Origin of the sequence: Streptomyces sp. FXJ1.172 (assembly GCF_001636945.3) — a bacterium.
Taxonomy (GTDB): Bacteria; Actinomycetota; Actinomycetes; order Streptomycetales; family Streptomycetaceae; genus Streptomyces.
The window spans coordinates 9,088,590-9,110,351 of record NZ_CP119133.2; the positions used below are offsets into that span (position 1 = coordinate 9,088,590).

Here is a 21,762-nt window from a genome sequence, read left to right on the forward strand (position 1 = left end):
GTGTGATACACAAGAATGGAAATCACACAAACTGAGTGATTCACTCTGCCCCTCTCTTCCCTTTCTGGAGTTCTCGATGTCCACTGCGATCACCTACTCCCGCTACGGCGGCCCGGACGTGCTCACCCTGACCGAGGTCGCCACCCCCGAGCCGGGGCCGGGCCAGGTCCGGATCAAGGTGCGGGCCGCCTCGGTGAACCCTCTCGACCTGAAGATCCGATCCGGCCTGATGGCCGACATGGTCCCGGCGCGCTTTCCCGTGACCCCCGGCCTGGATGCGGCCGGTGTCGTCGACGCGGTCGGCCAGGGAGCCGATGCGGCCGTGGGGGACGAGGTCCTCGGTGCCGCCGTCGGCGGCAGCTACGGCGAGTACGCCCTGCTGGAGCGGCCGGTGGCCAAGCCCGGGGCGCTGTCGTGGGAGGTTGCCGCCTCGCTGGTCACGGTCGGTGAGACCGCCTTCCGCGTTCTTGGGCAGCTGGGTGTGCGAGCGGGACAGACCCTGCTCATCCACGGCGCTGCCGGCAGCGTGGGCGGCATCGCGGTGCAGCTGGCGGCCGCCCGCGGCATCACTGTCATCGGAACGGTCGGCGAGCATGACATCGAGCGTGTCACCGCCCTCGGGGCCGCCGCCGTCCGCTACGGCGACGGCTGGGCGGAGCGGGTGAAGGCTGCCGCCCCGGGCGGGGTGGACTTCGTCTTCGATGCTTCCGGCGCCGGTGTGCTCGCCGACTCCGTCGCCCTGACCGGGGACAGTGCGCACGTCATCACCATCGCCGACATGTCCGCCGCGCAGCACGGCGTCCGCTTCAGCGCGGGTAGCGCCGGCCAGGGCGGAGACTCCCTGCCGGAGCTGGTGCGGCTGGCCGCGGCCGGCAAGCTCACCGTGCCGATCTGGCGCACCTACCCCCTGGCGGAAGCGGCACAGGCCCACGCCGACCTGGAAGCCCACCGCAACCAGGGCAAGGCCGTCCTGCTGCCCTGACCCCCTCGTACCGCCCCCTCAGGTCGTTGGGGCGGACGAGGCGGCCCCGGGGCCGCAGCCGGCACCACCACCGAACGCCGCACCGCCAAGAACGCAGGACCACACAACCGATGCCAGCCCGCCCCACCCTCGCGCTGCTGACGGCCGATGCGCACCTCACCGCCGCGTTCGAGGTCCTCGGCCAGAAGTGGACCGGGAACATCCTGCACACCCCGGCTGCCCGCCCAGCCCGGTACGGCGAACTGCACGCGGCCATCGGCTCCATCAGCACCAAGATGCTCGCCGACCGGCTGCGCGAACTCCTCGATGCCGGGCTCGTCACTCACGACCAGCTCCCGCCCGGACCCGCCACCTACACGCTCACCGCCGACGGCCGGGCCCTGATACCCGCCCTGGAGCAGATCCGCTCCTGGTCGCAGCACCGAACCACCTGATCCCTTCACTTATCACCGAAAAGGAAATCCCCATGTCCGCACGCACCCTTCCCGAAGCGACCTTCGCCCGTACCGTTCTGGGCTCCGGCCCCGGCCTCGTCCTCGCCCACGGCGCCGGCAGCAGCATCGACAACACCTACGGCCCGATCCTTCAGGGCCTGGCTGCCCACCACACCGTCGTCGGCATCGACTACCCCGGTAGCGGCGACACCCCCCGCTCCACCACGCCGCTGTCGCTGGACGACCTGGCCGACCAGCTCGTCGCCGCCGGCGTCGCCGAGGGCCTGGAGACCTTCGCGGTCTCCGGCTACTCCCTCGGCGGCCTCGTCGCCATGCGCGCCGCCGCCCGCCACCCCGAGCGCGTCACCGCCCTCGTACTGACCGCGACCCTGCCCTACCGGGACAACCGGCTCGCTCTCGCCACGCCGATCTGGGCCAAGCTTGCCGAGACGGACCGCGAGCTGCTGGGCAAGTTCCTGGTCATGATGGCCATGGGCGCGGACGCGCTGGAGGCGATGCCGGCTGAGCAGCTCCAGCAGGCCGCCGCATGGGCTGCCGCCGGCGTCGTCGACGGCACCCCGGAGCACGCCGAACTCGCCGGCCGGGCCGACGTCCGCGACGACCTGGCGCACGTCAAGGCACCTACCCTGGTCATCTCCACCACCCAGGACTGGTTCACCTCCACTCGCCTTCACCACCAGATCGCCGATGGCATCCCCGGCGCCCAGCTCGTGGAGATCCCCACCGGTCACCTGCCCATGGTCGAGCGCCCCGAGGAATGGCAGAAGCTCATCACCACCTTCCTCGCCCAGCACCAGTAAGCCGCATAGGCATCACGCCGCCTTGATCCCTCATCCGCCCGGCCGGCCAGGCGGATGGCCCGGCAGACCGCGTCTCAACTCCCCGTTCCCTCGTCATCTGGAGATCCCGGTGTCTTTGCCCCTGCTGTTCGGCGCCAACATCGACCCCACCTGGAACGACCCGACGGCACCCGCGCGGCTGGCACAGCACATCGAAGATGCCGGGCTGGACCTGATCACCATTCAGGACCACCCCTACAGAAGGCGTTCTACGACACCTGGACGCTCATCTCGTATCTGGCCGCCCAGACCCGCACCGTCACCTTCGTTCCCACCGTCGCCAGCCTTCCCCTACGGCCCCCGGCCATGCTCGCAAAGGCCGCCGCCAGCCTCGACGTCCTCACCAGCGGCCGCCTGCAACTCGGTCTGGGAGCAGGGGCCTTCTGGGAGGCGATCGAAGCCATGGGCGGACCACGCCGCACCAAACGCGAGGCAGTCGATGCCCTCGATGAGGCCATCACGGTCATCCGAGGCATGTGGAGCACGCAACGGTCCATCCGCACAACCGGCCGCCACTACCGCGTCGAGGGCGTCCACCCCGGCCCTGCCCCCAGCCCCAACCTGGGCATCTGGCTGGGCTCCCTGGGTCCCCGGATGCTCGCCCTCACAGGCGCAAGGGCTGACGGCTGGCTGCCGTCCAGCAGCTACCTGCCCTTCGAACAACTCGGCGAAGCCGTCCACCGCCTGGACACCGCCGCCACCGACGCCGCCCGCGATCCCCCTCAACTACGCAAGGTCTACAACCTCATGGGGATCATCGGCCCGGAGAACAGCACCCCGTTCCAAGGCTCGGTGCGGCAGTGGGCCGACCAGATCACCACCGCCGTCACCGACCACGGCATGAACGGCTTCGTCTACTGGCCCGCTGACGACCACCAGCGCCAAATCGACGTCTTCGCCCATGAGGTCGTCCCCCTCGCCTGCCAGGCTCTCCCTACGCGCTGACCTCGCTAGGCGCGCGAGGTGACCAGTCCGCGGACATTCCCTCCTGCCTGCCTGCCCGGCCGCGATCCGGGGCCGGACAGGCACACAGATTCACCCCTGATGGCAGCCCGGGCATCGCCTAATCGTGTGCCTGGATCCCTCCGGAACTCAAAGTGAATTCCGACATGCAACACCCCGCCACAGAGCGTTCCGACGCAGTCCGAAACCGGGCCCGCCTGCTGGAAGCAGCCGCTCGACTGGTCGCTGAACGAGGAGCCGAACACGTGACCATGCAGGCGATCGCGGAGGAAGCCGGGGTCGGGAAGGGCACGCTCTTCAGACGATTCGGCGACCGCAACGGCTTGCTCCTCATCCTGCTGAGCGAAGCCGAGACACGGTTCCGGACTGCCTACACCGCAGGCCCACCTCCCCTGGGACCTGGAGCACCCGCCGCAGCCAGGCTGACCGCCTTCGGCAACGCGCTGATCGACCGCACAGCAGCAGACTCCGACCTCGGCATCGCCCGTGGCCGCCAACTCCCCCTCGAATGTCGCTACGCATCCGACACGGGGAAGGACTTCCACCGTCATGTCTCGTCACTTCTACGGGAGTCAGGCGCGGACGGGGACTGCGACATGCTCGCGTACGCGCTGCTCGGCTTCATGAGCATCGAAGTGTTGGACTTCCTGCGGCAGGAAGGGGCGGTACCTGCCGCCCGACTGCAGGCTGCCTGGGGAGAGACCTCGTCCAACGCCTGGCGCGGCCGTAGTGAGCCACCTGCCGGGTCTCACCGAGCGTGACGCCCGGAGACGCGCACCCGCGCCGATTGCGCATCAACCGCCGACAGCTCCACGCCGCCGCACTGCGCACATTGGCAATACCGCAGGTCGAAGGCCCGCCTTTGCTAACAAACTTGCGGATCCTAGACGGGCGACCGTCTGCGGGGGCGTACTGATGGGCCTCTTCTCCTTCGGGGGCGGCGGGAAGGCGCACAGGCCGGCTGTTCCGATGACCGGACGCCACAGCGAGCAGTGGGCTCGGGCGGTTGAGCGCCAGGCGGCGGAACGGGTGCGTTGGATCCGGTGCGCGGAGTCCCGCGCGCTCGTGCGCCGGGTGGTGAGAGCGGTAGGAGAGGGTCTGGGTGGGGCATCATGTGCCGGCCGTGTCGGACCGGCGTGCCAGACTGCCTCGCATGAAGATCAGCGAAGCGGTCCACGAGATCCTGAAGGCCAACTACCAGCCGCCGTTCCTCTGGGAAGCCGACGAACCGGGTGCCGAGGACCGGGCGGGCTACCAGGGCGAACTCGTCCTGGCCGGGCAGCTCCTGGTGCGTGGCGACCTTGCGATGTGCGGGCTCGGTGCCTCGGAGTACTTCACCTTCGACGACATCCCGGACGGCCGGCACGACGTGTACTTGGCCTACGACTGGCACGACGAGCTGGGCGCCTTCGTCACCGCGGTCGCTCTGATCGCCGGCGGGACCACGCCGGAGGCGCTGGTGAGTGCGAGTTGGGAGGACGCGGCGGATGACGTCAACGATCTCAGCGAGGGCGCCTCGGCGATATACTCCAGCACTCCGGATAGTTGGGGCATTGCCGGGGCCCTCAATCTGACGGCCGGAGAGCCCGGATACGCGGACGCGTTGGCCCGGGTCGGCGCCGAGTTCGCGGCGCAGCGGGCCGCCGGCTCCCGGACCCCGCTGCTTGACGTGGTCGTCAACCCGACGAACGGTGCCAACGCGCTGGTCTTTCCCACCATCGACCACAACTCGAACAGCATCCTGGTCGGCCATGACGAGAGTGGGACGGGCGTCGGGATCATCTGGTCCGGCTTCGAGGGCTGAACCCGGTCTTCACACCGTGCCACGCGCCACCGGGCGCCGATGTCTTCGACGGAGAGGCCGCTGCGGTCTGGCCCACGGGCGCAAAAGGCAGCATGAGGATGGTCATCAGTGCTCCGAACCACGAGACCGCTCGGAGTCGTTGACGCCTCGGTGGTGTGACACCGGCAATGCGTTACTCAGTGTGGCGCTCGCCCGTGGCTGATGCCTGGACGTCCGCGGAGCCCGCTGGATCCGAATGCGGGACCCGTTCAGCGATTCGTTGCCGAGTTACGCACATGGCACCAGGTAGCAGGACCTGGTGAGCACTGCCCGGATGCGGTCGGGGTGCTTTCTTCCGCCGGCTACCTTGCGGGGCACCGGTCAGCAGACAACCGTCTTAGGGTAGTACGCGGTGCTTGGAGACCAGGATTCGTAGACCTCACTGTGGTTGGCCACCTTGTGGCAGCGGCTGGTGCCTCCGTGACGCCTCGCCGACTCGAATCTCGCCGTGACCGGTCAAACCATCCTCGGTGGGCACTCGCGCCAGCTCATCACCCCCGAACGCCTGGGAGACGAAGTCGAGGAAAGCCCCCGTGTCGTCGGTGACGACCCAGGGGGCCAACGGTGGTAGACCCGTCATAGCCCGCGGGTGGGCTTGAGTCTCCCGTAGGGGGAGACGCCAAGGTGGGGGCATGGACGGCAACACGCTCTACTCGATCGGGGAACTGGCCCGGCGTACCGGTCTGACGGTGAAGACCATTCGGTTCTACTCCGATCGCGGAATCGTGGCGCCGACAGACCGCAGCGCGGCTGGCTACCGCCTCTACAACATCCACGCCGTCGCCCGCCTGGACCTTGTGCGGACCCTGCGGGGCCTGGGGCTGGACCTGCCCACGATCCGCAGGGTCGTGGAGCAGGAACTCTCGCTGCCCGAGGTCGCTGCCACGCACGCCGAAGCCCTGGCCGTGCAGATCCGCGTCCTGCGCCTGCGGCATGCGGTGCTGGCGGCGGTGGCCGAACGCGGGCTCACTGCTGAGGAGATAGATCTCATGCACAAGCTTGCCCAACTCTCCGAGGACGAACGCCGACGCCTGATCGGGGATTTCCTCGATGCCGCCCTGGGCGGTCTCGGCGCTGACTCCGCGTTCGCGGGGATGAGGCGCTCGATGACACCCGAGGTACCTGACAACGCGGAGGTGGAGCAGGTCAGAGCGTGGGTGGAGTTGGCCGAACTGGCCCTGGACCCGGATTTCCGGTCCAGCGTGCGGCGGATGGCTGCGGACCACGCGGCCGAACAGGCACAAGGCGAAACCGCGGTCCTGCACCGTGACCTCGCTGCAGTCGTCCGTGACCAGGCCGGACCCGCACTGGAGGCAGGCATCGACCCAGCCTCACGCCAAGCCGATCCGATCATTGCTGCGCTGGCGGCCCACTACGCCCACCTCCTCGGCCTCCCCGACGACGCCGAGCTGCGCCGCTTGCTGCTGGCCAGGCTGGAGAGCATGAGCGACCCGCGCCGGGATCGGTACTTCGAGCTGCTCGCAGTGATCAACGGCTGGCCCGCCCCGCAGAGCCCGGCGCCGGAACTCAACTGGTCCGCCCAGGCCGTCCGCATCCGAATGGAGCGGTAGTGGGCTGGGACCAGGCGACTGCTTCATCCAGCGAACCGGCCGCGCTCGGCAGACGCGTCGTCTGGTCAGTCAGCTCAACATGCCCGGCTATCACGTGTCCCTCCGATCAACGGAAGCGGTCTGACCTGCGCGGGTGGCTGATTTTCGAGTCAGACGCCGCACAGAGCGACCGCAGCCTGTACGTGCGCAACGCACACGGGAGGCTGGGCGGTGAGCACCAGGTCGTCCTGCTTCCTGGGAGGGCTGGCCGCGGTAGGGGGGCGTTGTGGTGGTAGGTGTGGTGGTGGATGCGCACCAGCCATTCGTCGAGGAGGTCCTGCAAGTGGGGGACGCTGTAGCAGGTTTCCTGTTCGGTGTCGGACCGTCCGGATCGTCCTGCATCGACGGGACCAGCTCGCCCGGCATGACCGGCTCCTGGTCGTCGCTGAGCCGCCACGGCCTCGGCGTGGCCGTCATGCGGCGCTGATCCGCTGGCTGACCTGGCAGTAGGACGAATCTAGGACTGCCGAGGGACTCGTGTCCGTAGCGTCACCGTAGCGGGCTCGCCGAAGACCAGTGGGTGGGCAATGCGTGTGGAGTGCGCCTTCGGACTCCGTGCTTGAGGCGATGAGCGGAGGTGGCCCGACGCTTCACCGGGCAACTTGTCACTCCACACGTGCCACGCAAGGCCGACCCAAGCGGTAGCGCGCCTGCTCGAAGTGTCGGGGGAACATCTGACCAACGTCGTTCTCCGGGCTGACCGTACCGACAGTCAAAAAGTTGACTTAACTCGAGGCAGAACGGGGCGCCGGCGAGCGACTCCGAGCGGTGTCCTCCCGCCGACGCGAACCGCGACCGCAGCAACGGAAGGATCGCTCACATGCGCAAGCGCACGACCATCAAGACAGCCCTCGCCGCCGTCGGCATCGCCGCCGCCATCGCTGTTCCCGCCGGAACAGCCAACGCGTCCACGGCACGGCCGGACGTGAACGTCTGGACCTACGTGGGGACCTACAACAGCGAAGCCGAATGCCAGATGGCGGCCCCGTACTGGGAGGGGCGGATAGGCGGAACCGACTTCAAGTGCGACTGGTGGGCATCCAGCAACCACGCGGGGGGCTTCTGGGACCTGTACATCTGGCAGGATTGATCTCGCGTGAGAGACCTGAAGGCCCCGGCGTGCGCTTGAGTTCTAGGGCCTGATAGGAGTCGTGATCAGGCGCCGGCCCGGTTTGCCCTCGCGAGCCGGGCCGGGCGGGTAGAAGCCAGGCACGAACCGGTGCCGGGGCACCCGCTCTACCGCCGCCCGCCAACCGGAGTCGTCCAGGATGCTGTCCCCGGCGAGGGCCTTGGCCATCGCCTCGCGCAGGCGGGCGGCGTCACCGTCTTGGTCGGCGGGCGTCATCGGACCTCGCCTCCTTCTGCGGCCGTGCTCAGGATGTCGGCGAACGCCGTCGTGATGTCGCCGGCGTCTGGCAGCCGACCCCATTGTCCGTTGGGGTTGCACTCCGTCGGCCCCTCCGGCCCCTCCCGAACCGTGCGGGCGGCGTTACTGACCTCTTCGGATTCGTTGTCCAGCGTGGTGACGCGTGGTGATTTCTGCGGTTGGCCGTCTCCTCCGAGAGAACCGCGTTGATGCGGCGTTTGCGCAGGTGGGCGTGACTGGTGCGGGAGGAGCATCGGCGGGCCGTACTCCCGGCGGGGTAGTCGCACAGCCTCTCCACAGCGGATGTGGCCGTTGATCGCCGCGACGCATGCTGGCCCCTGTCACCACTACGAGGTTGTGCACATTCATCGGACAGAGGGCGAATGATCATGCCGGAGCTGAGCAGGAAGGCGTCACCTGTGGGCAGGAGGCCATTGCTGGCCGCGGCGCTGGGTACAGCGGCCGTGGGTACAGTCGGGGCTGGCGCGCCGACGGGCGGAGGGCCGGAGCGACAGCCCGAGAACACCGTGGAGCGCGGTCCGGCGATCCGTCACCGGATCGTCCGGACGAACGGCATACACATGCATGTGGCGGAGGCCGGTCAGGGACCGGCCGTCCTTCTCCTGCACGGCTTTCCCGAACTCTGGTACTCCTGGCGGCATCAGCTGCGGGCCCTGGCCGAGGCCGGATTCCGGGCCATCGCTCCGGACCTGCGGGGCTACGGCCGTACGGATGCCCCGGCGGATGTCCGCAGCTACAGCCTGCGCAACAACTTGGCCGACCTGACCGGCCTGCACGACGCGTTGGGCATCGACTCCGCCGCCCTCGTCGGCCACGATCAGGGCGCCACGATCGCATGGGCGGCGGCGCAGCTGATGCCTCGACGATTCCCGGCGATGATCGCGCTGGGGGTGCCGTACCCGGCTCGCCCTCCGCTGCCCATCACCCAGCTGATCCGCAAGAACTACCCGGGCAAGTTCAACGTCGTGCTGTACTTCCAGCAACCCGGCGTCGCAGAGGCCGAGTTGGACGCCGATGCCGCTCGTACACTGCGCATGACCATGTACGCCCTGTCCGGCGAGGCACCCGTCGATCTGGTTCCCCGCTGGCTGCTCGACACGCCGGAGCCCTCCGGCTTCCTCACCCCGCTCCCCGACCCAGGGGCCCCGTCCCGCTGGTCCCCATGGCTCAGTGACGCCGAACTCGACTACTACGCGGACGAGTTCAAGCACACGGGATTCACCGGTGCGATCCGCCGCTACCGCACCTTCGACTTCGACTGGTCGGACCTTCCCGAGGTCGGCACACTCCCGGTCCACCAACCCACGCTGTACATCACCGGCGAGTTCGACTCCGCCTACCGGTTCAGCTCCCTGGACCCCATGCGTGCCCTCGTGCCCGGCCTGCGGGACATCATCACGCTGCCCGGCTGCGGCCACTGGACCCAGCAGGAACGCGCCCGTGAGGTCAACGACCACATCGTGTCCTTCCTGCACTCCGCATACGCACCCGGTGACCCTCTGCGCAGTACCCAGGACGGTTAGTAGTGCTTCGTTACGTCGAGTGATCTCGCCTGGTGGTGGGCATCTTCGCGGCGTGAGGCTGGGGGAAGTGGAACGGCTCCGGGGTGCGTTGGCGGAGAGGGGCAGCGCGGGAGTGGTCCACCCAGTCGTACGCAGTCCGCCCGACCGGGTGCGACCCGGTGGGCGCGGGCAGGGTGATCGCCGTGCGCTGCTCGACCCGGAGCAGGCCGGCCGCGGTGGTTACCGCCAGGACGGCCAGGGCGGCGAGTAACGCGGCGGCCCTGAGGATCCGCCGCGGCCGGCGGCGCGGATCACCGGCCCCTCCGGGCGAGCAGGACGATGTTGAGGGTGAGCAGCGTGACCAGCCCCAGGTAGCTCGCGACCTCGGGCGGCGTGCCCTGGAAGCCGGAGTCGATGCCGTTGTAGCCGATCCAGCAGATGAACAGCGCGCTTGCGGTGATGGCCATCCAGCGGAGCCCCAGCGGCGCGGCGCTCTTGACGATGAACCAGCAGGCCCCGCGCAGCCACCTGCGCCGGGCAGGCCCGGCTTCCACGGCGGCGGCCTCGGCGAGCATGGCCCGCCCCAATTCCTGGCGTGTGGCCGGGAGGAGGCACAGGCCGGCTTTGGCCATGCGTGCCACTCGTCCCCCGGTCATGACCGGCCGTCCGCGAGTCGGGGCCGGTAGCCGGCCGCCTTGGGTGGCGCGACCGGCTCGGTGGCCAGGTTCGCCGCGTGGACCGCGCCTTCGGCGCTGAGCCGGTACAGGTGTCGGCGCGGTCGGCCGGTGGGCGGGTCCTGCTCCCACTGGCTCTCCAGCAGCCCCCGGTCGGTCAGCCGGCCGAGGATCGGGTAGAGGGTGCCGGGCGCCAGGCCGGTCTCCTGGGCGATGTCGTAGCCGTACCGCCACGTCTGGCCGTCGGAGCGCAGTGCCCTGAACACCAGCTGGGTCTGCGCGGAGTCACGTCGAGTGGGCATGGAAAAAACTCGATATAGGTAGAGTTGACTCGGCAAGAGGTGTGGTCGCCGACCGCGGTGTTCGTGTGCACGGCCGCAACGGGCCTTGTGTCTCCGTCAGTTGGGAGACGCCGCTGACGGCCGCATCACCGGGCGGGCGGCCTTGCGTGCATCGCTGGCCCGGTCACTTGGCAGATCGATGAGGTTCAACGGGGCGCGTGACCCTGAGAGCCGCGGGGCAATCCCTGCCCGGGCTCGGCGATGATACCTGCGGCCGAGCCAGCCGTTCGAACTCGGCGCGCATGCACCCGGCCTTCAGGTCAGGTCCGGTCCGATGGGCTCCCCGGTGGAGGCGCGAGGAGTGAGGACGGGCTGAAGGCGCTGGGAGGCGGCAGGCTTACGGGCGATCAGGCGCAGCAACTGCCGGACCGCGAGCCTGCCCTGTGCGGCCATCGGGGAGCGGACACTGGTCAGCGGGATCGGGAGCTCGGCGGCGAGCGGGGTGTCGTTGAAGCCCGCGAGGGCCAGGTCCTGACCGACGCGCACGCCCAGATCGCGTGCGGCCCCCATCGCGCCGATGGCGGCGAAGTCGTTGACGGCGAATACTGCGGTGGGCCGGTCCGGACGGCGGAGCAGTTCGGTGGCGGCCTCGCGCCCGCCGGGTGTGTCGAAGCGGCAGTGGCGGATGCGGTCCGCGGGCAGGGGAAGGCCGGCCTCGCGGTAGCGCTCGACGAATCCGGCGGTGCGGTCGGCGCCGGTACTCGCGAAGGGTTCCCCGGCGATGACCGCGACGTCCCGATGGCCGAGGGCCAGCAGGTGTTCGGCCACCAGGCGCCCACCCAGGTGGTCGTCACAGGTCACCGCGGTCAGGTCGGCGGCGTCCCGGGCATCCGTGGCTCGGCGGTTGACCAGAACGAAGGGGACTTGGCGCAGGGCCGGGTCGCTCAGCGCGGCGCCGTCCAGGTGGGCGTCGCCGATGATCACCCCGTCCACGCGTCGGCCCAGAACCATCGCGAGGCGTTCGCGCTGCACCTCGGGATCGTCGTGGGTGTTGGTGACGAAGGTGGACAGCCCGTGCCGGGCTGCCTCCTCCTCCACTCCCTCGTAGATGGTCGCGACGACGATCTCCGACAGCCGCGGGAACAGCACGCCGATCAGGTTGCTGCGCCGGGTGCGCAGGCTGGTGGCGTGCGGGTTGGGCCGGTAGCCGAGTTCCCGGGCGAGCTTGCGGATGCGGTCGGCGGTCTCCCCGGAGGCGGCGCGGCCCCGCTCGCCGCTCGGCCCGTTGAGCACACGCGACACCGTCGAAACGTGCAGCCCCAACTGCTCGGCGATGCCCTGCAGTGTCGCCGGACGGCCCTCGCTCGCCATGCCCGCTACCCACTTCCTCCTGCCCGAATGTCCCTTCCCCCATTCTCGCCGACGCAGACAGCGGGAGGCGCCCGCCGCCGGGTGCTTCACGAGCCGGTGCCCGCCATCAGGTAGGGCAGGGAAACGGCGGCGACGACGGCCGCGATCAGCCCGATGATGCCGACTGTGAGCAGGGCCGCGAACAGGTACGGACGGGCGACGGAGAACGGCAGCCGCAGGCCCGGGTAGGCCGCGCGCAGTGCGCGTGGCGTGCTGTCGCGCTCCGACGCCACAGCGATGGTGAACCCCGCGGGCTGGAACACCTTGTCCTGCAGGTACCGCCAGTCCCAGTGCTCCGCGCGCAACAGCACCGGGGTCTGCGCCGCCGTGCCCGACACCACGAGGAGCACCGAATCGCCCTTGGATCCGCGCACCGGTGGGCGGTGGCGGCCGTCGGTTCGACGCAGCCGGCCCGGCCCCGGCGGTCGATGACGGTCAGTCGGCCGTCCACGTAGCTGACCCGCTGGCGGCGTGACCGCTGCCAGTTGTACAGGCCCAGCCAGGCCACGGCGGACACGGCCAGCAGCACGACGATGAGCACGCCCCCTGCGGCGCCGATGCCGGATCGGGCGGACCTCACCACCACTCTGACCACGGCACCCAGCAGGATCAGGCCGGCCATCGGACCAGCGATGACCAGACGCCGGTAGGCGGGCAGTTGCCGTAACGGCACAGGCCGCAAAACCAGCTCGGGTATGGCTTCTTGAGTCATCGACACTCCCTTCGAGAGGGATCAGGATGACGAACCCAAACGATTGGGTCAATGGGGAAGCCAAAGGTTTGGGTTACCGGCCGCCTGGTCGGCCGTACGCCGGAGGGCGTCGAACCCGGGCTGTTGTGGAGGCTGGTGGCGTACGGGGTGCCGGAGGCCAGGAGGCCCACCGGCCAGGCCGGCCCGCGGAAGCGCGTGGCCGTCGGCGCCACATGCCGCGGACGTACCGCAACCGGCGCGTCATGTGGATCTGACCTTCTGGTATTGGCCGAGGAAGTCCGGCCTGCCCTGCCGTACCCGCCACAGGAACAGGCCCGGGTTCAGGTCCACCGCGCCGGTCGAGGCGTCGAAGGCGAAGGTACGGGTGATGCCCTGGTACGACACGGACCTCAGCCGGTGGCTCAGGGAGCCCGGGTCCACCGGGCCTGCCCCGGAATCGGTGAGGACATCGGCGACCATACCGAGGGCGTCGTAGGCCTCGGCCGCGCCGGGCGGGACGCTCCTGACGCCGTATCGCCGGGTGAAGGCCCGTACGAACCCGGCGGCCGACGCCAGGCGTGCCGGGTCCACCCAGGTGGACGAGAACACCCAGCCCTCGTCCGCCGCGCCCGCGGCGGAGAGGAAGGCCGGGTCGAGCACCGGCTGTGCCGCTGCGGCCGTACCCGTGAAGCCGCCTGTCCGCAGCGCCCGGGCGAAGGCGGCAGCCCGCTGGGGGGAGTTGCCGCAGTAGACGACGGCCTGGGCGCGGGCGGCGAGCACGGCCGCAGCGGCCGGGGCGAAGTCGTCGCTGTCGGCGGGGACGGTGTGGGTGGCGATCGTGCCGTGGACCGGGGCGTTCTCCATCAGGGGTTTGGCGATCAGCCAGCCGAAGTCGGGGGCTGTGCCGTCCTCGATCAGGGCCCAGCGGCTGGCCGGTCGGATACCGGTCAGGTACCGGAACAGGGGAGTGGGCATCCCGTCGTCGGCCGGCCGGATCTGGAACACGCCTGGATGGGTGGAGGACACGGTGTCGTACAGGTCGATGCTGCCGGCCCAGGCGGTTACTATCGGCAACGACGCCTTGGTGTAGATGTCCCGGGCGGCCAGCGCGGTGGTGTCCGAGGAAGGGCCGATGACCGCGCACACCCGTGCGTCCGCGGTGACCTGCCGGGCCACCGCCTGCGACCGGCTGGCCTCCCCGTGGTCGTCGTGCACCTGGAGGGCCAGGTCGAAGCGGCGGCCGGGGTGCGCGTTGTGGTGGGACACGGCGAGCCGGACGGCCTGGCCGATCCCCGTGCCGAGTGCCTTGCCGGGGCCCGTCAGGTCGGTGTGCACGGCGATCGTGCGGGTGGGTACGGCGGTGCGGCCGGCCGAGCGCCAGGTGGCGAGCCAGGCCGCGCCGGCGCCGCCGGCTGCCAGGACCCCGGCCGAGGCGCTGCCCAGCAGCAGGAAGCGGCGTCTGCTCGGCGGGACAGCTCGGTCAGCGAGGGTTGGTGGTGCGACGCGCTGCGGCTCGGGCAGTTCCAGGACCTGCGCCGAGCGTTCGGCGATGAGCGCGGGCAGGCCGGGTGGCAGCCAGTCGTCGGTGCCGAAGTGGCCCAGCCCGGCCCGGAGTTCGGGCACCGTAGGGCGGGCGGCCGGGGACTTCGCCAGACAGCGGGCGATCAGCGTGCGCAGCGGCTCGTCCTGGACGCCCGTGAGGTCCGGGGCCTCATGGATGGTACGGAAGATCACCGCCGCCGCCATGCCCGTGCCGTACGGCGCCCGGCCCGCAACCGCGTATGCCAGCAGGCAGCCCAACGAAAAGACATCGCTCGGCGGTCCCACCTCGCCGCCCCGGGCCCGTGCCTGCTCGGGCGAGAGATAGCCGGGGGTGCCGATCACGACGTCGGTCTCGGTCAGCGCGGTCGCGCCACCCGCGCGGGCGATGCCGAAGTCGATCAGCCGCGGTCCGTCGAGCGAGAGCAGCACGTTGCCGGGCTTGATGTCGCGGTGCACGAGCCTGGCCGCGTGCACGGCGGCGAGCGCCTCGGCCAGCCGCGCGCCCAGCGCCCGTACGGTGTCGGGGGGCAGCGGGCCGTGCCCGGCGACGATCTCGGCCAGCGAGGGACCGGGCACGAACGCGGTGGCGAGCCAGGGCTCGGCGGCCTCCGGGTCGGCGGCCAGCACCGGTGTGGTCCACCGACCGTCGACCTGCGCGGCCGCCCGGGCCTCCCGTCGGAACCGGGCCCGGAACGAGGAGTCGGTGGCATGCTCCGCGCGGATCACCTTGACGGCGGCCAGAGCGCTGCTCCGGGAGCGGGCGAGGTAGACCACGCCCATGCCGCCGGCCCCGATCCGGGCGAGCAGCCGGTACGGGCCGATGGACTCGGGGTCGGTGGTGAGAAGCGGACGCACTGTCACGTCCCCTTCAGCGGGACGGCCTTGTCCGGAGCCGGGCCCACATAGGCGAAGGCACGGTCGCGCACCTGGTGCACGAAGCTGGCGGGTGTGGCGAGCATGGGCGTGCCCACCGTCTTGGAGTCGAAGGCGAACTCCCGGGTCAGACCACGGTACTTGGCCGCTTGGAGCGGGGCGATGAGGTCCTTGCGGGCCGGCCGCCTGCCCTTGGTCGCCGCAAGCTGGTGGATGAGCAGGTTGGCCGCGTCGTAGCCCTCGGCCGCCCAGAAGCCGGGCGGGTGTCCGTAGCGGGCGCCGAATGCGGTGGCGAACGTGCTGACCTGGGCCGCGCCGGGGCCGATCGCGCTGGCCAGCACCGTCCAGCCCTCGGCGGCCGGATCGGCGGCGAACCGTGTGTCGAGGGCCGGCTCCGTCGCGTACTTGGGACCCCTGAAGTCGGCCAGGCCATGGGCGGCACGCAGGGCGCCGTCGAGCGGCCCCGCGTACACGAAGGCCTTGATACCGGCCGAGCGCATCTCGTCGAGCACGGGCTGAAGATCGGTCGTACCGGGCGGTACGACCCGGGGGTGGGTGGCGCGGCCGTACTGTCGGACGATGAAGTTGACCATCTGGACGGTCATCCAGGACAGGTCACCGCCGCTTCGGTCCATCAGGAGACCGATGGGTGCCGCCGCGCTCGTCGCGGCCCACTGGAACGCCAGCCTCATCGCGACCGTGTTGTGCAGTGGGCGACCGCGTACGAAGGAACGGATGTTCTGGTACAGGTTCTGTCCCGCGGACATGCTCAGCACCGGCAGCAGCGCGGCGTCGTACACCGCAAGTGCGGCCTTGGTGGCCCTTGCCGCCCTCGACCGCGACGGCCATGGTGACCGGTCCGAGCCGCACCTGGTACCAGGCGGAGTTCAGCGCGCCCTCAGCCAGGGTGGGGTTGAAGTAGTTGCCCAGTTCCATCACGACGTCGTCGGCGGACACGTTGTCGTTGGTGCCGGCCCCGGAGCCGACCGAGTTCAGATGGGAGATCCGCTCCGTATCTCGCAGTTGCTGGTCGGGGCAGCGCAGCGGCTCCTCCAGGGTCTCGGCGATCTCCCATTCGGCCTGGTTCGAAGTGCGGTGCACGGTGACGGTCGCCGCGCTGTGGATCTCGCCCTTGCCGTCGGTTGCCGCAAGCCTGCCGTACCGGCTGAGGCTGCCCAGTACGTCCCTGGGCAGGGCCTGCTGTTGCCAGACGCAGTCGGTGCCGAGCATCGGCCAGTCTGCCGGGTCGCTCTCGTACGGGGTGCGCCGCACATAGCCGGGGCCGAAGCTGTCCGGGGCGGCGGTGACGGCTCTGAGCAACTCCAGGGCTTGTGACCGTGTTTTCGGCTGCCGCGCGGTGTCGACTCGGAAGGGTGTGCCGTTGGTGCCGTCGGCACCGGCCCCTACGGGCGCCCTAGTTGACGAGGTCGCGCTCGTCGTGGCCTTCGCGCCGGATCCGTGGCCGCTGCCGGAACATCCCGCGAGCAGCACCCCGCAGACGGCCAGCGCGGCGCCCGAGCGCCCGACATGCCGTCTCCCCCCTGCGTATCTCACTGTCGTCCGTCCTGTCCGGTCCCGCCCGACTCGTCTGTCCCGGGCGGGAGTTGGAGCGCTTGTCCGAGCCGCCTGCCGGGCGGGCGGCTGTTCGTGCCCGGCTGCCGGCGGGTTCGTTCCAGGCCCCGACAAGGCAGGAGTGGCCGGTCAGTGCTGCACGGGTGGGCCGTAGCCGGTCTGCTCCCCGACCGAGTTGAGCACTCGCGGTGCCTGGGTGGTTCGACCCCTGGACTGTCCGGCCTGCCACCGTGCCGCACGTTTCTCATCGCTTGCGTCCTTCGTGTCTCTCACCGCGCAGGGTGGCGCCGCGTGTCCACACCCGCTTCCCCGGCCGCTCGGGCCGTTCGTGCCCCGCCGCCGCGCCTGCCGCCGACGCACACCTCGCATGATCGTCCGGTACCACGTCGTCGAGTTTCGGGAGGGTGCGCGCTCGAGGAAACGGGAGAACTACTCAATTCCTGTGCGGCTGTGTGCCGGTGCCCTCGCCGTGCGTCCATAAGATGGACGCTCATGGAAACGGGGGCAGCCGCGGGGGCGTTCATCGGACGCGGTGGCGAACTGACGTCGCTGATCGGGCGGCGGGCGGAGACGGCCCGGATCGCACGGCTGCTCTCCCACGGGCGTCTGGTCACGCTCAGCGGGGCCGGCGGCGTGGGCAAGACCAGGCTGGCGCTGCGCGTGGCGGCGGACGCGGCGCGCTCCGCCTTCCCCGACGGCGTGTACGTCGCCGAACTCGCCGACCTGCGGGACCCCGAGTTGCTCGCACCGAGCGTCCTCGGCGCCCTCGACGTGGCGAACCCGGGGCTCCCCGGCGCCGATGCGACGACCGCCCTCGCCGCCCGGCTGCGCAAGCGCCGCGCCCTGTTGGTTCTGGACAACTGCGAGCACCTGATCGACGCGAGCGCCCGCCTCACCGACGCGCTGCTGCGGGCCGCACCCGGCCTGCGCGTCCTGGCGACCAGCCGACAGCCGCTCGGTATCGCGGGCGAACAGGTCTTCTGCGTGGAGCCGTTGCCGGTGCCGGACGCGGACGCCGTCCGCAGCGTGCACGTCCTGAGAGGCAATCCCGCCGTCGCGCTGTTCGCCGACCGGGCCGCCGCCGTGCTGCCCGGCTTCGCCGTGACCGAGTCCGACGCTGCCGCCGTCGCCGAACTCGTACGCCGCCTGGACGGGCTGCCCTTCGCGATCGAGCTGGCCGCGGCCCGCATCCGGAGCCTGACGCCGCAGGAGATCCTGGAGCGGCTCAGGGACCGGTTCGCGCTGCTGACCGGGGGAAGCCGCGTCGTCGCCGGCCGGCAGCGCACCTTGCGCGCGCTGGTCGACTGGAGCCACGAACTGTGCACGGAGCGCGAGCGGCAGCTGTGGGCGCGGGCATCGGTGTTCCGCGGCGGCTTCGACCTGGAGAGCCTCGAACGGGTCTGCACGGACGCCGAACTGCCGCCCGCCGCCCTGCTCGACACCCTCGACGCGCTCGTGGCGAGGTCGATCGTCAAATGTCATCAGGAAAACGGGCGTTCGCGCTATCACATGCTGGAGACGGTACGGGAGTACGGCCACGAGCGGCTGGCCGCATCCGGCTCGCTCGACGCACTCCGCGGCCGCCACCGGGACCGGTACGCCGAACTGACCGCACGGGCCGGGCAGGAGTGGTTCGGGCCCCGGCAGGTCGACTGGTTCACGCGGCTGCGCCTGGACCACCCGAACCTGCGCGCGGCCCTGGAGTTCTGCCTGGAGCGGCCCGGACAGGCGCGGGCCGGGCTGGCCCTGGCCGTGTCGCCCCGCCACTACTGGATCACCGCAGGCCTGCTGTCCGAGGGCCGCCGCTGGCTGTCGCAGCTGCTCGCCGCCGACCACGCGCAGGACGACGGTGACGACGTGGCCGGCCCGCACGCCGCCGTCCGCGTACAGGCCCAGGTCACCGACACATATCTGGGCATCCTGCAGGGCGATCCGGACGCCGATGTGCAGCGCGCGCTCGCCGCGTGCGAGGCGGCGGCCCGGCGAGGCGGCCACCGGCAGGAGTCGGCGTGGGTGTGGCACCATCACGGGATCCTCGCCGTCTGGCGCGAGGACTTCGCCAGGGCCGCCGAGCTGTTCGCTCGGGCGCGTACCGAGTTCCGCGCGCAGGGCTGCCTCGACGCGGCTCTCGAATGCCGGGTCAAGTTCGCCATCGCGCACGCCTACGGAGGTGAGGTCGCCGAGGCCGACGAGGCGTGCGGCGAGGTCGAGGCGGCCGCCCGCGCGCACGACGAGTCATGGCTGCACGGCATGGCCCTGCTCGCCCGCGCCCTGCTTGCCCGGCGCGCGGACGCGCCCGCCGACGCGATCGCGCACGCCAGGGCGGCCATCGACCGGCTGCGCCCGTTCCAGGACTGGTGGGACGTGGCCATGTGTGTGGAGGTCATCGCATGGAGCACCCAGGACGCCCCGCGGCGCGCGGCCCGGCTGCTGGGCGTTCTGCACCTGTTGTGGGAGTCTTTGGGCGGGCGGCTCGGCTCGGCACCGTTCATGCGCGCGCAGCATCTGCGCTTCGAGGCCGCGGTACGGGAGGCGCTGCCCGCCGCCGCCTTTCGACCGGGAGTTTCGCCGCGGGGCGCGCGCCACCGTGGACGAGGCGATGGCCTACGTACTGGACGACGGGGCCGGGGTGCCAGGGCTGACGCGGCGCGAGAGCCAGGTCGCGCAGCTGGTCGCCGAGGGCCTCACCAACAAGGACATCGCGGCGCGCCTGACGATCGCCCAGCGCACCGCAGAGAACCACGTCGAGCGCATCCTGGACAAGCTGGGGTTCACCTCACGCACGCAGCTGGCGGTGTGGACGTACGAGCAGCGCGACCAGCCTGCAGGGAGCTGACGGCGGTCAGGGCCCACAGCACGACTTCCGAGCGGTGGGCCCTCTCCACGGCTACGGGTGCAGCTTCTCGCCCTTCGCCAGCATCGCTACATACTTTTCGATCCGGCGCGCCCGGGTCTCGGCCTTCTTGGCGTCCTGGATCCGGTACAGGATCGCGAAGCGGTTCTGCCGGTCCAGCGTCTCGAAGAACGCCGCAGCGGCCGGGTCGGCGGCCAGGGCCGCCGCGAGGTCGTCCGGCACCGTGGCGGTCTTCGCGCCGTCGTAGGCCGCCTCCCAGCGGCCGTCCGCCTTGGCGCGGTCGACCTCGGCCTGCCCCGGTGGACGCATCCGGCCCTGCTCGATCAGGGCGGCCACCTTGTCCCGGTTGACCTTGGACCACTTGCTGCGCGGCCCCCGCCGGGTGAACCGCTGGAGCCACCACTGGTCGTCGAACTTGGCCTTCTGGCCATCGATCCAGCCGTAGCAGAGTGCCACGTCGAGCGCCTGGGCGTAGTCCAGCGCGACGATTCCGGAGCCCTTCTTACGAAGCTTGAGCCAGATGCCGGGGGAGTCGGCGTGGTTCTCGCCGAGCCATGCCTCGAATGCTTCGGCGGATTCGAATGCGACGATCTCTAAGTCCTGAGTCACTCCAGCAGCGAACCACACCCGGCCGATTGTCACGAGGCATTCGGACTTGGCCCCGGATGCAGGAAAGTCACATTCGGCGCGGTACGGCTCCGTCCTGCCAGCGGTAGAGGTCGCGCAGCAGGGAAATCTCGGCGCCGTGATGGATCAGCTCCCTGTTGACGTGCAGGACCCTGTTCTCCATGGGAAACCGCTCGGGACCCACCGTGGGCGGATTCTCCAGGTCAGCGTCCGAGAGTTCGCGGACCCCCGCGTTCCATCTCCCATACATCTCATCGAGCTGTTTCAGCGCCTCGTCAGCGGTCCCCGCGTAGGCGAATGTCTGGGAGTCGACGTCCTGGCCGCCGAAGTACCATCCGACCCGATAGCCCAGGCAGGAGACGATGATGTGCGCCAGCCGCCAGGCAATCGTGGTCACCGGCGCCGGCGCCGGCACCGGGTCAGGGGACGCGAAGTCCATCGTCCACTCCCGCGAACCTGCCGAAATCGGTGCGGCCGACGTGCCACGTGGCCGGATGCTCCAGCAGCCGCGCACCGGCTCCCAGAAGTACTCCTCATCGGTAAGACCGTCCAGCCGCGGCCGCAGATTCTTGTGCCAGTACCAGTCCAGCTGCTCTGCGAGCCGTTCGCTTCTTGTCATGTCCGCACGCTACATAACAACGGAGATCTGGCTGCGACCCTCGCGGTCGCCGTTGCCGGCCGCGGGCCGCGTCAGCGTGCCGCACCGAGAGATGGACGCCGCTGGTTCACGGCGGCTGTGCTCAGCGGGTGAGGCCGAGGCTGTCCAGCGCTTCGGTGACGTCCTGACCTGCGGCCTCGTCCAGCCCGCGCAGCGGGCGCGGCAGGTTCGGCTCGCCCGTCAGCCCGAGGTGAGAGGCGGCGGCGGACATGACCCGCAGGCTGCCGTGGCGGCGGAACAGTGCCCACAGCGGCTCAAGGGCGTCGGACAGCTCCGTGGCGGAGGCGGCGTCACCGGCCTGAGCGGCGCGGGTCAGGGCGAGCGCGGTCAGGGGGAAGGTGCCGCCGATCACCGAGTACCAGACATCGCACCCGGCGTTGAGGCCACGGGCGGCCGTCCAGTCGCCGCTGACACCGATGGTGACCGTGTCGGGGATCAGCGCTCGCAGCGCGTCGATCCGGGCCTTGGACTGTGCCGGATCGTCGGGCACACCCGGGATCTTGATCGAGGCGACGTTCGGCAACTGAGCGATCCGGCCGTGCAGTTCGTCGCTGAACTGCACACCTGTCGTGCCCGGGTTGTCGTACACGCACAACGGCACCGACAGCTCGCGGGTGACGTCCTCGTAAAGGCCGAACACCTCGTCCTCGGTGAGCGGCTGGTACGTCATCGGGGCGAGCAGCACCGCGGAGGCTCCGGCCTTCTGGGCGTCCTCGGCCAGGGCGAGGACGTGCGAGGTGCGAAGCGCGCCGATGCCCGCCATGACGGGAGTCCCCTCGGCGGCCTCGACCGCGATCTTCAGGGCGTGGGCCCGCTCCTCGCGGGTGAGGTAGGCGTAGCCGCCGGTGGAGCCGAGAGCGCCGACGGAGTCGACGCCGGCGGCGGCGAGGCGGGCGACGAGCGCGCCGTACGCCGTGGTGTCGATGCCGTCCTCGTCGGTGGGTGTGAGCGGGAAGGCGCTGAGGCCGTGGAACATGGTGACTCCGTGAAGGTGGGGTG

General features: G+C 70.5%; 22 protein-coding genes and 2 pseudogenes. 12 read left to right on the forward strand and 12 right to left on the reverse strand.

Annotated elements, in window-relative coordinates:
* The first annotated feature begins 76 nt into the window (after window positions 1-76).
* The 6 genes from A6P39_RS40945 (at window position 77) to A6P39_RS40970 (ending at window position 5,043) form a co-directional block, all read left to right on the forward strand.
* Window positions 77-982: an NADP-dependent oxidoreductase gene (locus tag A6P39_RS40945; RefSeq protein ID WP_275883960.1), complete on the forward strand. Its 906-nt coding sequence runs from the start codon at window positions 77-79 to the stop codon at window positions 980-982.
* Between the two features lie 110 nt (window positions 983-1,092).
* Window positions 1,093-1,416 (forward strand): winged helix-turn-helix transcriptional regulator, encoded by a 324-nt coding sequence (locus A6P39_RS40950; protein WP_067045723.1) that lies wholly within the window; start codon window positions 1,093-1,095, stop codon window positions 1,414-1,416.
* 32 nt (window positions 1,417-1,448) lie between these two features.
* Window positions 1,449-2,237, forward strand: a complete 789-nt coding sequence (locus A6P39_RS40955; RefSeq protein ID WP_067045721.1) for an alpha/beta fold hydrolase — start codon at window positions 1,449-1,451, stop codon at window positions 2,235-2,237.
* A 267-nt stretch (window positions 2,238-2,504) separates the two neighbouring features.
* Window positions 2,505-3,221: an LLM class flavin-dependent oxidoreductase gene (locus A6P39_RS40960; RefSeq protein ID WP_234378902.1), complete on the forward strand. Its 717-nt coding sequence runs from the start codon at window positions 2,505-2,507 to the stop codon at window positions 3,219-3,221.
* Window positions 3,222-3,490: 269 nt separating this feature from the next.
* The gene (locus A6P39_RS40965) at window positions 3,491-4,000 is read left to right on the forward strand and encodes a TetR/AcrR family transcriptional regulator (protein ID WP_234378901.1); all 510 of its coding nucleotides are present in this window, start codon (window positions 3,491-3,493) and stop codon (window positions 3,998-4,000) included.
* 392 nt (window positions 4,001-4,392) lie between these two features.
* A complete protein-coding gene (locus A6P39_RS40970) occupies window positions 4,393-5,043 on the forward strand; it encodes a hypothetical protein (RefSeq protein WP_067045717.1) in 651 nt (216 codons plus the stop codon).
* A 439-nt stretch (window positions 5,044-5,482) separates the two neighbouring features.
* Here A6P39_RS40970 and A6P39_RS40975 read toward each other — a convergent pair.
* Window positions 5,483-5,662: pseudogene (locus A6P39_RS40975) on the reverse strand (VOC family protein); the annotation flags it as partial.
* 52 nt (window positions 5,663-5,714) lie between these two features.
* On the opposite strand from A6P39_RS40975, the gene A6P39_RS40980 reads away from it, so the two are divergent.
* The 3 genes from A6P39_RS40980 to A6P39_RS40990 all read left to right on the forward strand — a co-directional run bounded on the left by A6P39_RS40980 (window position 5,715) and on the right by A6P39_RS40990 (window position 7,782).
* On the forward strand, window positions 5,715-6,653 hold the full coding sequence (locus A6P39_RS40980) for a MerR family transcriptional regulator (RefSeq protein WP_067045716.1): 939 nt from the start codon (window positions 5,715-5,717) through the stop codon (window positions 6,651-6,653).
* A gap of 322 nt (window positions 6,654-6,975) precedes the next feature.
* Window positions 6,976-7,119, forward strand: coding sequence for a hypothetical protein (locus A6P39_RS40985; RefSeq protein ID WP_159396049.1), 144 nt, complete (start codon window positions 6,976-6,978; stop codon window positions 7,117-7,119).
* Window positions 7,120-7,512: 393 nt separating this feature from the next.
* The gene (locus A6P39_RS40990; protein ID WP_067045711.1) at window positions 7,513-7,782 is read left to right on the forward strand and encodes a hypothetical protein; all 270 of its coding nucleotides are present in this window, start codon (window positions 7,513-7,515) and stop codon (window positions 7,780-7,782) included.
* Between the two features lie 42 nt (window positions 7,783-7,824).
* Here A6P39_RS40990 and A6P39_RS40995 read toward each other — a convergent pair whose 3' ends face one another.
* Window positions 7,825-8,037: a hypothetical protein gene (locus tag A6P39_RS40995; protein ID WP_067045709.1), complete on the reverse strand. Its 213-nt coding sequence runs from the start codon at window positions 8,035-8,037 to the stop codon at window positions 7,825-7,827.
* Between the two features lie 608 nt (window positions 8,038-8,645).
* On the opposite strand from A6P39_RS40995, the gene A6P39_RS41000 reads away from it, so the two are divergent.
* Window positions 8,646-9,602: an alpha/beta fold hydrolase gene (locus A6P39_RS41000; protein ID WP_199840791.1), complete on the forward strand. Its 957-nt coding sequence runs from the start codon at window positions 8,646-8,648 to the stop codon at window positions 9,600-9,602.
* Window positions 9,603-9,892: 290 nt separating this feature from the next.
* On the opposite strand, the gene A6P39_RS41005 is transcribed toward A6P39_RS41000, so the two are convergent.
* From A6P39_RS41005 to A6P39_RS41035, 7 genes are all read right to left on the reverse strand, one after another.
* A complete protein-coding gene (locus A6P39_RS41005; protein ID WP_159396048.1) occupies window positions 9,893-10,213 on the reverse strand; it encodes a hypothetical protein in 321 nt (106 codons plus the stop codon).
* A gap of 20 nt (window positions 10,214-10,233) precedes the next feature.
* Complete coding sequence (locus A6P39_RS41010; RefSeq protein ID WP_067045705.1) at window positions 10,234-10,557, reverse strand: PadR family transcriptional regulator; 324 nt, start codon at window positions 10,555-10,557, stop codon at window positions 10,234-10,236.
* Between the two features lie 294 nt (window positions 10,558-10,851).
* Complete coding sequence (locus tag A6P39_RS41015) at window positions 10,852-11,907, reverse strand: LacI family DNA-binding transcriptional regulator (protein ID WP_067045703.1); 1,056 nt, start codon at window positions 11,905-11,907, stop codon at window positions 10,852-10,854.
* Window positions 11,908-11,993: 86 nt separating this feature from the next.
* Window positions 11,994-12,320, reverse strand: coding sequence for a hypothetical protein (locus tag A6P39_RS41020; protein WP_159396047.1), 327 nt, complete (start codon window positions 12,318-12,320; stop codon window positions 11,994-11,996).
* A 578-nt stretch (window positions 12,321-12,898) separates the two neighbouring features.
* Window positions 12,899-15,034, reverse strand: coding sequence for a bifunctional serine/threonine-protein kinase/ABC transporter substrate-binding protein (locus A6P39_RS41025; protein WP_067045699.1), 2,136 nt, complete (start codon window positions 15,032-15,034; stop codon window positions 12,899-12,901).
* Between the two features lie 2 nt (window positions 15,035-15,036).
* Window positions 15,037-15,687 (reverse strand): ABC transporter substrate-binding protein, encoded by a 651-nt coding sequence (locus tag A6P39_RS41030; protein ID WP_331454186.1) that lies wholly within the window; start codon window positions 15,685-15,687, stop codon window positions 15,037-15,039.
* Complete coding sequence (locus A6P39_RS41035; protein ID WP_331454187.1) at window positions 15,668-16,543, reverse strand: hypothetical protein; 876 nt, start codon at window positions 16,541-16,543, stop codon at window positions 15,668-15,670. Before A6P39_RS41035 ends, A6P39_RS41030 begins: the two co-directional genes overlap by 20 nt.
* 573 nt (window positions 16,544-17,116) lie before the next feature.
* Between A6P39_RS41035 and A6P39_RS41040 the strand changes: the two are divergent.
* A pseudogene (locus A6P39_RS41040) lies at window positions 17,117-17,449 on the forward strand (ATP-binding protein); the annotation flags it as partial.
* A 1,774-nt stretch (window positions 17,450-19,223) separates the two neighbouring features.
* Window positions 19,224-19,460, forward strand: coding sequence for a response regulator transcription factor (locus A6P39_RS41045; protein ID WP_234378894.1), 237 nt, complete (start codon window positions 19,224-19,226; stop codon window positions 19,458-19,460).
* A gap of 51 nt (window positions 19,461-19,511) precedes the next feature.
* Here A6P39_RS41045 and A6P39_RS41050 read toward each other — a convergent pair whose 3' ends face one another.
* The 3 genes from A6P39_RS41050 to A6P39_RS41060 form a co-directional block, all read right to left on the reverse strand.
* Window positions 19,512-20,087, reverse strand: a complete 576-nt coding sequence (locus A6P39_RS41050) for a YdeI/OmpD-associated family protein (RefSeq protein WP_443053034.1) — start codon at window positions 20,085-20,087, stop codon at window positions 19,512-19,514.
* A gap of 67 nt (window positions 20,088-20,154) precedes the next feature.
* Window positions 20,155-20,724 (reverse strand): DinB family protein, encoded by a 570-nt coding sequence (locus A6P39_RS41055; RefSeq protein WP_067045691.1) that lies wholly within the window; start codon window positions 20,722-20,724, stop codon window positions 20,155-20,157.
* A 121-nt stretch (window positions 20,725-20,845) separates the two neighbouring features.
* Window positions 20,846-21,739 carry a dihydrodipicolinate synthase family protein gene (locus tag A6P39_RS41060; RefSeq protein ID WP_067045689.1) on the reverse strand — a complete coding sequence of 298 codons (894 nt, stop codon included), beginning with the start codon at window positions 21,737-21,739 and terminating at the stop codon, window positions 20,846-20,848.
* Window positions 21,740-21,762 lie beyond the last annotated feature (23 nt).